Below are 12,384 nucleotides of genomic sequence, written 5' to 3' on the forward strand. Positions count from 1 at the left end.
AAGAAACATAAAGTAATTAATCCGCCGGCTTTGTAGCCCAAATAATAAGCGGCTACATTTTCTTCAATTATAACCTTGGCCTTAATGTTATGGTTTACTTTTTTCTTTACAGCCGAATCGCTGATTTGCCATAAAGAAGGATATTCTTTGTTGAAAATACTAATTCCAGATTTTTCCAACTTGCTTTCGACAGTGACTAAAGCATTAGAAACCGCTATTTTTCGTTGAACTGTTAGTCTTTTTTTGTTGTTTAAAGTCGTTTGATTTTTAGTCATCAAACTATCTGTTCCGCGATATCTTTTTCTAAGATCACCAAATTCTTTCTGAAATTGTTTGCGACGGATTGTATCTTTTAGTAAAGCAATTAATGTTTTGTCTTTACGAAGATCTATTACGCGTTTCTTAATATTTTCAAGATTCAGATTTCGAGTATTAATAGACTTGTTTTGTTCTTCTAATTCTTGTTGAATTTCCTGAAGTACAATACGATACATTTGTTGGTTACGAACGTTTGGATTAGCTCCTTTCAAACTGGCTAGAATTAAATTCAGTTTGCTTTCTGTGCGTTTCATATCACCAAAAAGATGACGTGTATCGCCTTCAAAATCAATATCGTTATAAGCAGATTCGAGTACTTCTCCTGCTTTCTCGATCGCCATTAAGTAGTCACTGTCTGTAGCGGTTGTGTCGTTAAACAATTTGCCACGACTTTCTTTTTTTACCGTTTTTTGTTCTTGCGCATTACTCGAAAGAGTAAGCAAAAGGAAGAAAAATAAAGGAAGGAAATAAATAGGTCTTTTTTGAAAAATCATAATTTTAGGGCTTATTTAGGGAGATCAAATTTAATTTTTTTTATAAAACTTTTCATCAACAAAAAATTAAATTAGACCTATAAGCCTATTTTATCTTCAGATTCTGATTAGATATCTCTGAGATCGATTTCTTTTTTTATTTCTTCTAATGAATTCGAATTAACAATAACGACAGGAATTAAAGAATATGGAATTACTATTAAAGTAGAAAGTGTGGTTTCTTGACATAAAAATACAATGATGAGTAACAGAATTATGGATGCCGCTAATAGAAAATAAATTATATAAAGAATTGTTTTTTGTTTTTTTAAAAGTTCTTCAATACTCATTTCGCTTGGTTTCTTTGCTCTCATTTTATATTTTTACATTATAATTTTTTACAAAATTTAATTAAAAAATATTCCTAAACAATTAGTCATTTTTTTTTGACTACCCTATAAAATGATATGGAAGAAATCGAAACATGTCCGGCACAAAGACTTTTAAAGATGTTATCAGGAAAATGGAAAGCAGAAATTTTCCGTTTAGCTGTTGAGTCGCCTTTAAGATTTAATTCGTTACTAAGACAAATTCAGGGTTCAAACAAGCAGTCTTTGGCAACCGCTTTGAAAGAGTTGGAAGAGGAGGGACTTTTGGAGAAAATTACCATTAAATTAAAACCGCTTCATATCGAATATAATTTAACAGAGAAAGGAAAAGCTTTAATTCCAGTTTTTCAGCAATTGGAAGGTCTTTCTAATTAAGTAGAAAAGATCCCCAAATCTGCTCAGCTGACTATGAAATCACTGAGATTCTCTGAGAATCAAATCCTACATCCAAAAAATAAAAACGTCAGCTAAAAAAAAAGCAATGATAGTTAGTTGATAAAATCAAACTTGTCTTCGAACATTTTGCCAATTACAGGAATTGGTTTCTTTTGTTCGTTTGCCGCATTGATGATTCCGAAAATCCATAGAATGAAGATTACGTAACCAATATAGCTTAAAAAGTAAAGAGCCGGCACAACCATTACTACAATAGATAGAGCAACGTTTACAAGTAAAGAGACTAGAAAAATTCCGAATCCTTGTTTTAAATGGTATCTAACCAAATCACTTTTCGGAGTTAAATCTTTACTTTGAACAAAAGCTATAATCCAACCAATAATAGTGACATAGCTCAAAATAGAAAGGGTTTTGTTATTCATCGTTTTAGTTATTTATTATTTCAAAAATAGATACGATGAATGAAAAATTAAATAGCTGCTTTGTTATCTGTAGGTTTTGATTGGTATTGGTGGAGGATGAATTTCTAAGTTGTTTATTTTTTGTTTTAGGTTTCTATTTTTTAACTGCAAAGTTCGCAATGATCTTTAACAAAAAGACTGTTTATAAATGCAAAGAACGCAAAGTTTTATAGAAAAACTTTGCGTTCTTTGGTTTTTACAGATCTCGCATTTCAAAAAACTCTGCGAACTTTGCGGTAAAAAACTGTTTATTTTTTCGGAAGATAAATCCAAAATGTGGTTCCTTCTCCAGGTTTACTGCTAAAGTTGATCATACCATTATGGTTTTCGATGATTCTTCGGCACAATGCAAGTCCGATACCATTTCCTCCATATTGATCGCGTTCGTGAAGACGTTGAAACATATCAAATATACGTTCGGAGTATTTACCGTCCATTCCGATTCCGTTATCAGCAATTGAAATTACATGATAATTTTCAGCTGAAGTTACCAGTTTTTCATCTTTAGGAACATCTTCATACGAGATGGTTACAGTAGGCTGATCGGTATTAAACTTAAGCGCGTTATTGATCAAATTATACAATAATTGGCGAAGCTGTGTATCAAGTCCGAAAACTTTTGGCAAAGGATTTACATTTATAACAGCATTTTTTTCTTCAATAACCAAACTTAAGTCACTCAAAACTTCGATAATAACTTGGTTTAGATCTACTTCGTCAAAATATTGTTCTTTATTCTCAATTCGAGAATAATTGAGAACATCTGTAATTAAATTGGATAATCTGCCAGCGGCTAATGTAATTCGGTCAAAATAATACTTCTTTTTTTGGTCTTCGCTTAAATGTTCGCCCGCTCTTGAGAGCATAATCATAATCTTTCTAAGCGGTTCTTGAAGATCATGGCTGGCAATGTAAGCGAATTGTTCTAATTCTTTATTTTTAAAACGAAGTTTAGAGTTGGCGCTTTCCAATTCATGCTTGGTTAACTTCAATTCGGTGTTGTCTTTCAACGTTTCCACCATCATTTTTTGAGCGTTGATATCTACAAAATAAACAAGCCAGCTGTTAAAACTTCCGTCTTCAGTTTTATTTGGAACTATAGAAATTAAATGCCAGATATAATCAGAACCTTTTTTAATTCTTGTTTCTCCTAAGAAGTTAGATCGGTTTTGTTTGGCTTTGTTAAAACCTTCAAGAATAGTATCAACGTCTTCTAAATGAATAAAATTGATCAGCGTTTTTCTATCAAAAGTCAGGAGAGGAACTTCCAGATAATTTTCTAAAGATTCGTTTACCAATAATACTGTATTGCGTTCATTCAAAACACAAATTAAAATTGGAATTGTATTGGCTAATTGTTTGTATTTGTTCTCGCTTTCTGTTAGTTTTTCGGAAAGCGCAATTAGTTCAATATTTTTCTTTCTAATTTCGTCATACGGAGATAAAGGCGGTTCGAATTTAAAATAATCGATAATGCTTTTGATCTTCGTTTCAGACAAAAGTCCAGGTGCCGAAATTGGCTGACTGATTTTAGTTACAGACTGATTGTCAGCATAATTATATTGAATATTTCCAGAGATTTTAGAAGCATACAAAAAGGCTTCAGGACTACAGCTTTTTAAATCTGCAGTATCTGTAATAACCGCTATAATTTCTTTTTGAGTTGCTTTTATGATGTTCAAACCCAGTACCAATAAAGAGTTGGTTCCCTTGGCAATGGCACAACGGGCAACTTCTGATACTGCGGTCGAAAAGCGAGTTTGAAATGAAGATGCCATACCGCACATTTCTGCAATTTTCATACAACGTTTATGAGCCAATATCAGGTCCATTTCGTTATCAAGATTTATTTGTATGATCTCTTTTATCATGCTCAGTTTATTTTACCGACCAAAATTGTTGCATCATCAGTTCCTCTTACATTTTCCTTATAAATTGCAGCTGCAATGATGCCGGGACTTTGTTTGAAAATAGAATTTAAGTCGTTTAAACTCCATCTTGTTCGCAAACCGTCACTATGCATAATGATGATTTGATGTTTTTTATAAGGAACAACGGTATTGTTCAGTGTTCTTGGAATATTATGACCGATAATTCCGTTATAAGGAGTATAGGTTTTATTTTCTAATCCGTTAAAAATTCGGGTATTGATGTTGCCAATCCCGCAAACATTCCAAACTTCTGACTTATAATCTACTGATGCTATAGTTGCAACCAATCCTCTGGTTTTCTTTACTTTTAAATGAATGTCTCTTAAAATAGTAGTTGGATCGGTTTCTACAGATTGTTTAAAGGCTTTTATAGCAGCTTCAACTGCTTCATTAGCACTTTCTCCGTGTCCTAATCCATCTCCCACAAATATCTGAAATCCTTTGCTGTTATGTTTTATATAATACCCATCTCCGCAAAGTTTTTCACCTGGATAATTTACAGCAATAGTAGTAGGATTTAATCCGTTTTTTAAAGAAGGAATTTCGAGTTCTGGTTTTTCGCAGATTTTTACATACTGTACGCAGCCCCAATTTTTCATGGAGTAAATCTGAAAATCATTGCTTAGTCTTTTAATGGAACCTAAACCATGACCAAGTGTATTAGAAGACGAATAACCGTCATTCATAATTTTGGCAACATTATCAAAACCAATGCCTTTGTCCAGGCAATAGATTTCGATTTCATTATGCTCTCCGTTAAAATTAGCACGATACAGCAATTCGCCGCCGTTCGCAAATTTCATTAGATTTGAAGTAAGTTCTGCCACAATAATATCTGTTTCGGCAGCTCTGTGAGGGGTAAAGCCCAATTGAAGGGCAAGATTATGTATTTCTCTTTTTATAAAAGCTATCAGACTTCTGTCATCAATTTTATAAGTGGAAAACGTATTATCCATTTTTCCATTTTGTTATAGTAACGGTGGTACCGTTTCCGAGTTCTGATTTAATGTCAAATTCATTGACAAGTCTTTTTGTTCCTGGTAAACCTAATCCCATGCTTTTTCCTGTACTGTATCCATCTTTCATTGCTAGAGATATGTCGGCTATTCCGGGGCCGTTATCAATAAAAGTAACGCGCACGCCATTATCTTTGCCATTGCTCACGGACTCGATAATAACTCTTCCACCACCACCATATTTCAGAAGATTACGCAAAAGTTCGCTAGTGGCCGTAATAAGTTTGGTCTGATTTAAAATACTCATACCAGCTTTTACACCATATTCTTTTACACGATTGCGCAATGGTACAACATCCTGTTCTTTTACAACGGGTGCTTCTTCTTTGCTATTCGATATCGTCGTCATACTCCTGCTCTTCGTTTTCGCTTATGTGCATTTTTGAGCGAAGTAAATCCATGCCTCTTTCTACGTTTAAGGCACTTATGACTCCATTTAAAGATAATCCAAGTTCTACCAATGTTATGGCAACTGCGGGCTGCATTCCAACAACAACGGTTTGTGCATCTAATATTCTTGACATTACGGCAATGTTTCCGAGGATTCTTCCCATAAAAGAATCTATAATAGAAACTGCAGAAATGTCTATTAGAACACCTTTTGAACTATGTTTACTAATAGTATTTATTAAATCTGATTCAAGATTTTCTGCCAATTGATCATACAAATCTACTTGTATAGTAACAAGCAGAAAATCTCCCATTTTAAGTATAGGAATTCTTTCCATATAAACCCGAAATCTTTATTCTACAATTTTTCTTTTTTTGACAACAGTTAACTGAAGCATTTCAAAAGCTGTTTGTAAAGCGCTTGCCAATGAAGCCTTAGTTGTAATACCGGTTAGGTCAATTCCTAAATGCACAACTGTTTGAGCAATTTCTGGACGAATACCGCTAATGATACATTCAGCTCCCATTAAACGGGTTGCGCTCACTGTTTTAATAAGGTGCTGTGCTACAAGAGAATCTACAGCTGGAACACCAGAAATATCCAAAATGGCAATAGAACTTCCAGTATCAACAATTTGCTGTAAAAGGCTTTCCATTACAGTTTGTGTTCTTGAACTGTCTAAAGTTCCAATAATTGGCAAAGCAACGATACCATCCCAAACGGTGATAACAGGTGTAGAGATTTCGCTAATTTCATCAACTTGTCTAGAGATTACGTCTTCTCTTCCTTTCATAAAGGCTTCAAAAGTCATAATCATCATATTGTCTAAAATAGCACTCAATTTTAGATTAGCGTCATAAAGTGCTTGAGGATCTGTTATTAATTCAGCAAGAATTCGAAATGCAGCTTCTTTAAACGAAATTAAATATTGTCCGTTTTCTCTTGGAGAAAATCCACGTTTTCCTCTAGAAGATGAGATTCCTACAATAAGGTCTTGAACTTTTTCAAACTCCTGTGAGTTCTCATATTTTTCATCAGATTTTGCTAATGCAGTTAAAAAGAATGAAGCAAATTCTTTTGACTCTTCTTCTTCAACCGCTCCATCATCTGCACCACTCTCTAAAAGAATTTGAGACCATATTGTAAGTAACTTGTTTTCGTGCTCTTTTAAGACACCTAGTACGTTGTTTTGCATTTGCTTTTTGCTTTAAATTTTGGAATTTTCTCTATCAAATATATAACATTAAATTGTATGCGAAAAGATTTATTAAATTTAAAAATGATGAAAAATTAATTTTTTGAAGCTAGAAGCATCATTTAAACTGTTATAATTAATCATTTATGTTAAAAGAGCAGAAAATATTAATTTGTGAATATTAAATGCAAAAAAGATAAAAGAGAGTTATTTCTGATGTTTTACACTAATTTAAATTTCCTCTTTCATTAATTTAAAAAACTGTTCTTTTTTTCCTCTAGAAATAGGAACAACCGATTTATCATTCATATGTACCATTCCTTCGCGAGAATAACTTACAATCGAATTGACATTGATTAAATGTGATTGATGAATTCTAAAAAACATTGGTGGTTCTAAAATATCTTCATAGTTTTTGAGCGGCTTGGAAACCATTATTTTTCGACCGTCTGTTAGAAAAAAAGTAGTGTAAGAACCTGAAGTTTCGCATCTTAGAATCTGTTCTAGTTTTACAACATACATTGCTTCTTGTGTTGGAAGAATAACTCGATCGGGTGTTTTAGAAAGATTGTTTTGTAATTCGCTCAATTGCTGTTTTTCTAAAACTCTTTCCTGCAAAAGTGCAATTCTTTCAATTGCCGTTTTCAATTCGTCGGGATCAATTGGTTTTAAAAGATAATCTATCGCACTGTATTTAAAAGCATTTACAGCATGTTGTTCGTAAGCAGTGGTAAAAATAAGATGAAAAGAATTAAACGAAATTTGCTGTAAAACATCAAAACCAGTTCCGTTTTGGAGCATAATATCCATAAAAACCAAATCGGGTTTTAAACGGTCAATCAACTTCACGGCTTCCTCTGTACTTTCCGCGTAAGCAACAATCTGAACCTGATCAGGAGCAACCATTTCAAGCATAATCGATAAAGCTTCTCGTATGCGCTGTTCGTCTTCAATAATTATAGTTTTATACATATTTATAAAATTGGAATGTTGATAATAACAATACAGCCTGTTTCTCCGTTTTCAGTTTCTCTTTCTAAAACTTTAAAACCGGCATTCGGATATTCTTTCTGCATTTTGGTCAATCTTTCATCTGTTATAGTGGTTGACAAAGACTGATGATTTTCGTTTATTTTCAGTTTACGCGAAGCAGCTAATCCGATGCCATTATCTTTTATAGTGCAGATTAGATTTTTCTGATCGTTCATTTGTGTGAAATTGATTTTCAATAAACCTTTTTCTTCTTTAGGTTTTGGTTTTAATCCATGTTCGACAGCATTTTCTATAAAAGGCTGAATTAATAATGGCGGAATAAGAATATCATTTTCAACAGATTCATCGCAGATAATTTCGTATTCAAAACTGTTATTAAGGCGCAATTGCTGCAACTCGATATAATTTTTTAAAGTGCCGATTTCTTCGTCCAACGAAATGGTTTCTTTGCGGGATTGTTCTAAAATCTGACGAGTCAGTTTGGCGAATTTATTTAAATAAGAAACTGCGGGAATGGTATCTTTCTGCAAAATCATACTTTGTATATTTCCTAAGGCATTAAAAATAAAATGCGGATCCATTTGCGAACGCAATAATCGTCTTTCCAGAGAAAGTCTTGCCGCAAGATTTTCGATAGTTTCTTTTTCCATTAACTGAACTTTTAGCTCACTATTTGCCTGTTCTTGTTTTAGAATTTCTTCGCGTTTTAAATAATAACGTTGTCTGTAATAATAAGAACGAAACATAAATATCAATCCAATTAATAAAACAGCTGCAATTCCGTAGCCTAAAAGTTTATTTTTTTGTACTAATTCATTTTCCAGTTCCAATTGTTTGATTCTTTCCATTTTTTTAGAAGATTCAAAACGAGCGTCTGCATTCTGTAAAAGCTTTTGAGTGCTTTCATCATATTTTAACTGGTTGTATTGAGTATATAAAGTATCATATCTATAATACGCCATGAAATCATTTCTCTTTACAGAAACCTCTTTTAAGCAATTGTAAAAAGTTGCCAGCAAATAATTGTCTGTATAAGGCAGACTAAGCTGATATTTGATTCCTTCAATAAATAACAGTTCGGCTTTTGTATAATCTCCTTTTTGAGTGTAATACATTCCTTGAAGACCGATTGCACTCCGATAAATGATTTTTACATTGTATTTTTTTGCAATTTCAGTCGCTTTCCTGAGATTATTCAGCATTGCTTTTTCGTCAATTGGTTTTGGTCCTTTCGAATAAAGATCTGCAAGATTGATATAAGCGATTCCGAGATTACTTTTGCTGATGATCTGGCTCGGATATCTTTCTGCGTAAGCAACAGTTTCCTGAAAGAAGTTGAGTGCTACGATCCATTCTTGTTTATATCCCGATTCTAATCTGTCAGTCAGATAACCGCCAAAAGCAAGTCTGGCGTACAATTGGCTTTCGGCATCACCTGCTTTCGCTGCGTGTTGTAACGCTTCTCTGGAATATTTTTTTACTTTTTCAGGAGAGGCGGGAGAGAATAAATACGAGATGTCTGAAGCAATTTTTGCACACTGATCATGAGCTTTGATCTTAGAAAATAGGTTATAAGCTTTTAAAAGATGATCCAATGCTTGTGGTTTATCATCAATATAAGATTTTAATGTTCCCTGTGCCATATAGGCAAAGGCTTTTACGCGTATTTTATTCGATTTTTCACTTAAATAAAAGGCAGTGTCAGCATAACGGGCAAAATTTTTTAAATGAAGTAAACGTCTCTGTGTAAGAGCCAGATAAGCATAACAAATGACTTCATCATCAATATTATTTTTCTTTTTGGCTAGTTCTAATGCCTGAAGCTGTATTTTTTTTGAGGAAGAAGAATCAGAAAAACGTTTAGAAAATCCATATGCTGCAATTTTTTCTATAGAAGAAATTTGCTGCGCATTTAAATTAGAAAAACATAAAATCAACAAACAGATAAACCATTTAGATGGTCTGTTTTTGATCTGAAAAAAAGTGTTTTTTGGACGCATGTATTGTGGTAATTACTGCCAAAGTACAAATTGAGTTGCGACTGACCAAAAAAAATAGACCGTAATTTTTACAAGAAAATCCTTTGTAAACTTTGCATCAAAGTATATTTTAAAAGTGCTGTTTCGGGATAATAGAAGGGGATGACCGAATAAAAATCAAAAACCTCCATTTGCCAATTTCGAATTGTCATAAGCTGATCTTAGTAGTAATCTTGTTCATTATTAATTTTTTTTAAAACTATAAATTATGAATAAGATTTTTTTTACAATAACATTTATTGCGACTCTTTTTTTCTCTGTTTTGACATACGGTCAGCAAGATGATAAACGTATCAGAGTTGAAATTTCTTTGAAAGATGGAAACAAAGTAGTCAAAGCTGCTGTAAGATCGGTAACCTTTTCTTTTACAAAATCGGTGGTTAATTCTGAAACCAATGAGGTAAAGAACAATTACTATTTTTCTCTTGATCTGGAAAAACAGGATATTCCGTTGTTAGCGGCTTTCATGAAAAATAAAGCAGGAATTGACGGTATGATTACAATGACCGATAGCTACGGAAAAATGCCGATGAGAAAATTTGATTTTACAAAAGGGAGAATTGATTCTATGAGTGACCAGATTAATGGAGATTATAGTAGTGCTTATATTTCTCTTATTTCGGATTCTTTGATCATTGACGGCGTTAAAATCGATTAAGGAAATGACTGAATTAACGAAATTCGAAAAAAGTGGCAACCAGTTTGTCATGAAAAGACAGTATGGTTTTGGCTTATTGGTGGTAATTGGAATGTTGGCGTTTATGATTGGTGGAATTTATTATAAAAATACTGCTGTAATCTGGATTTTCGGAATTTTGACCATTTTGTGTTTTATTTCAATCTGGGCGCAAAGTTTTATAATCGATTTGGATAAGAATGCTTTCATCATTAAAAACGGATTGATTAATAAACCAGTAGAGATTCCTATCTCTGATTTTGTAAACTTTGAATTGGTCAAAATCAAGCAGAATCTTATAACGACAAATGTTTCTTTGAATCTTTATTATATTAAAAATAACAAAGAAAAATGTACTGGAATTGCACAAGGTTTTACAACTAGATCAATGCAGAAACTCATGAATGAAATCAATGCAATTTTAAAAATAAATGAACATTCACGAAAGATATAACATTGAAGAAAGCTTAAATAGATTTACTTTGTATCCCAATAAGACTTCACTGAAATTGTCCAAATGGTTTTTGGGAGGGATCTTGGCTGGTTTGGCAGCTTTATTTTTTCTGGATCATTATATGGATGAAGCGATGCGATGGGGAATTTGTATTTTGTTGATATACTTTATTTTACATAGTTTGTATGATATAATGATTGGTTCAGAAATTCATTATATATTTGATGTTTCTACGAATGCAGTTTATAAAAATGATCCATTATTTTCGAAAAAGAAAATAATGAAACTGGATGAAGCAGTTGTTTTTGTTCATTCAGAAATGGGAAGCTGGTATTACGCTTTAGGTGCTGATAAAAGTCAGTTCGTTAAAAACTACAGAATCAGTGAAGGATTTAGTTCTGGACGTAAAAGTTTGGAAATTCAAAAAGCATACGAACATTCTATCTTACTGAAAATAGATAAAATGATAGAGGAAACACATCTCAGAAACAAAAATTAAACGATACTAAAAATACATTTTATGAAAGTTAGCAGTTCTTCATTTTTAATATTAATGATGTTTGTAACTTCCTGCAGTTTTATAAAAGATAGTCCGGATGATATTTTTAATACTGTTGGATTGAATACGAATAAAATTCCGTTTAGTTTTGAAAGAGTTTTTAGAGAAATTCGTCTGCATAAAGCAAACGGAACTTTACAACTACCAGCCGAAGACGGAAAAAGTATGAAAAAAGCAACCTGTATTGAAGTGGTTAAGTTTGCTTATGCCAACACTTTTAAAGAAGATATTAAAAGAATAAAAAATTTAAATCCGAATAAAGATGCAGAGCCGATCATAAAAGCAGGAATTGAATTGTTTGAATATGCAGACGAAATTCAAAACAAAGACTTTATGATGATTGCCAAAATGATTGACGAAGGAAAAAGCGATGAAGAAATTGATACTGCAGCAAAAGAGCTCGATGAAACCAAAGGAATAGAGCTCGATGTAAGATACACCAAAGTAATGGATTTGCTACTGCCTTATGCCGATGCAAACGGACTGGAATATAATAAGTTGTAAAATAGAAACCGAGTTGAAATCTGAGAGAATTTAACTCGGTTTTTTGTTTCAGAAAGAATCAATTAGAAATAATTCAAACCCTATTTTAATATTTCCAAATTGTTAAAAGATATATTCAAACTATTTTTAATGATGGAAAATTATATTATTTGGGTTAAATTTGCGCTGTGCGAAAACAAATTGTCTACATATTTATTTTTCTGATAGCTTCAAACAGCAGTTTTGTACAGCAGTTTTATAAACTGCCAGTATTGATACAGCATTTTGAAGAGCACAAACAATTAATGGATTTAAGTTTTATCGATTTCTTATCCATGCATTATTGGGGAGAAGATTTAAAAGATAATGATGGAGATCGCGACATGCAACTTCCTTTTAAAACAATTTCGAGCAGCTCATTTCATTTTGTCTTTCTTTTAGACGATAAAGATTTGCTTCCGGTCCCTTTTAATCCAGATTTACCACAATCTAAAATTCCAACTTACAGATCAGATCTTTTCTCAGATCCAAATCTGCTTTCCCTTTTTAGACCTCCTATAGCATAAATTAATTTTAAATTTTTTGTTGTGGCTGAGACATTTCGTTTTGG

15 protein-coding genes and 1 pseudogene are annotated in these 12,384 nt (G+C 32.6%); 6 read left to right on the top strand and 10 right to left on the bottom strand.

Annotated features, from left to right (window positions below):
• Nucleotides 1–812, bottom strand: a pseudogene (locus VGE71_RS16425) (mechanosensitive ion channel protein MscS); the annotation flags it as partial.
• Between the two features lie 107 nt (nt 813–919).
• Nucleotides 920–1,165: a redox-active disulfide protein 2 gene (locus VGE71_RS16430; RefSeq protein ID WP_331139283.1), complete on the bottom strand. Its 246-nt coding sequence runs from the start codon at nt 1,163–1,165 to the stop codon at nt 920–922.
• 93 nt (nt 1,166–1,258) lie between these two features.
• Between VGE71_RS16430 and VGE71_RS16435 the strand changes: the two genes are divergently transcribed.
• Complete coding sequence (locus tag VGE71_RS16435) at nt 1,259–1,555, top strand: winged helix-turn-helix transcriptional regulator (protein ID WP_331139284.1); 297 nt, start codon at nt 1,259–1,261, stop codon at nt 1,553–1,555.
• Between the two features lie 113 nt (nt 1,556–1,668).
• Here the strand turns inward: VGE71_RS16435 and VGE71_RS16440 are convergent, their stop codons facing one another.
• The 8 genes from VGE71_RS16440 to VGE71_RS16475 all read right to left on the bottom strand — a co-directional run bounded on the left by VGE71_RS16440 (nt 1,669) and on the right by VGE71_RS16475 (nt 9,563).
• On the bottom strand, nt 1,669–1,998 hold the full coding sequence (locus tag VGE71_RS16440; RefSeq protein WP_331139285.1) for a DUF4870 domain-containing protein: 330 nt from the start codon (nt 1,996–1,998) through the stop codon (nt 1,669–1,671).
• Between the two features lie 287 nt (nt 1,999–2,285).
• Nucleotides 2,286–3,908: a sensor histidine kinase gene (locus tag VGE71_RS16445; protein WP_331139286.1), complete on the bottom strand. Its 1,623-nt coding sequence runs from the start codon at nt 3,906–3,908 to the stop codon at nt 2,286–2,288.
• A gap of 2 nt (nt 3,909–3,910) precedes the next feature.
• A complete protein-coding gene (locus VGE71_RS16450) occupies nt 3,911–4,924 on the bottom strand; it encodes a SpoIIE family protein phosphatase (protein WP_144212378.1) in 1,014 nt (337 codons plus the stop codon).
• Complete coding sequence (locus tag VGE71_RS16455; protein ID WP_144212380.1) at nt 4,917–5,333, bottom strand: anti-sigma regulatory factor; 417 nt, start codon at nt 5,331–5,333, stop codon at nt 4,917–4,919. The genes VGE71_RS16450 and VGE71_RS16455 overlap by 8 nt, the downstream gene beginning before the upstream one ends.
• A complete protein-coding gene (locus tag VGE71_RS16460) occupies nt 5,314–5,712 on the bottom strand; it encodes an STAS domain-containing protein (protein WP_144212382.1) in 399 nt (132 codons plus the stop codon). Before VGE71_RS16460 ends, VGE71_RS16455 begins: the two co-directional genes overlap by 20 nt.
• A gap of 15 nt (nt 5,713–5,727) precedes the next feature.
• Nucleotides 5,728–6,570 carry an STAS domain-containing protein gene (locus VGE71_RS16465; RefSeq protein ID WP_331139287.1) on the bottom strand — a complete coding sequence of 281 codons (843 nt, stop codon included), beginning with the start codon at nt 6,568–6,570 and terminating at the stop codon, nt 5,728–5,730.
• A gap of 231 nt (nt 6,571–6,801) precedes the next feature.
• Entirely contained in the window at nt 6,802–7,542 is a 741-nt protein-coding gene (locus tag VGE71_RS16470; protein WP_331139288.1) for a LytTR family DNA-binding domain-containing protein, read from the bottom strand.
• 2 nt (nt 7,543–7,544) lie between these two features.
• Nucleotides 7,545–9,563, bottom strand: a complete 2,019-nt coding sequence (locus VGE71_RS16475; RefSeq protein WP_331139289.1) for a sensor histidine kinase — start codon at nt 9,561–9,563, stop codon at nt 7,545–7,547.
• 247 nt (nt 9,564–9,810) lie between these two features.
• Here VGE71_RS16475 and VGE71_RS16480 point away from each other — a divergent pair, with 247 nt between their 5' ends.
• From VGE71_RS16480 to VGE71_RS16500, 5 genes are all read left to right on the top strand, one after another.
• Nucleotides 9,811–10,260 carry a hypothetical protein gene (locus VGE71_RS16480; protein WP_331139290.1) on the top strand — a complete coding sequence of 150 codons (450 nt, stop codon included), beginning with the start codon at nt 9,811–9,813 and terminating at the stop codon, nt 10,258–10,260.
• A 4-nt stretch (nt 10,261–10,264) separates the two neighbouring features.
• Nucleotides 10,265–10,732 (top strand): hypothetical protein, encoded by a 468-nt coding sequence (locus VGE71_RS16485; RefSeq protein WP_331139291.1) that lies wholly within the window; start codon nt 10,265–10,267, stop codon nt 10,730–10,732.
• Nucleotides 10,710–11,231, top strand: coding sequence for a hypothetical protein (locus VGE71_RS16490; protein WP_331139292.1), 522 nt, complete (start codon nt 10,710–10,712; stop codon nt 11,229–11,231). Before VGE71_RS16485 ends, VGE71_RS16490 begins: the two co-directional genes overlap by 23 nt.
• A gap of 21 nt (nt 11,232–11,252) precedes the next feature.
• Nucleotides 11,253–11,795, top strand: a complete 543-nt coding sequence (locus VGE71_RS16495; RefSeq protein ID WP_331139293.1) for a hypothetical protein — start codon at nt 11,253–11,255, stop codon at nt 11,793–11,795.
• Between the two features lie 167 nt (nt 11,796–11,962).
• Nucleotides 11,963–12,340 carry a hypothetical protein gene (locus VGE71_RS16500; protein ID WP_331139294.1) on the top strand — a complete coding sequence of 126 codons (378 nt, stop codon included), beginning with the start codon at nt 11,963–11,965 and terminating at the stop codon, nt 12,338–12,340.
• Nucleotides 12,341–12,384: the final 44 nt, after the last annotated feature.

It is taken from the genome of Flavobacterium sp. (genome assembly GCF_036405015.1).
Classification (GTDB): Bacteria; Bacteroidota; Bacteroidia; order Flavobacteriales; family Flavobacteriaceae; genus Flavobacterium.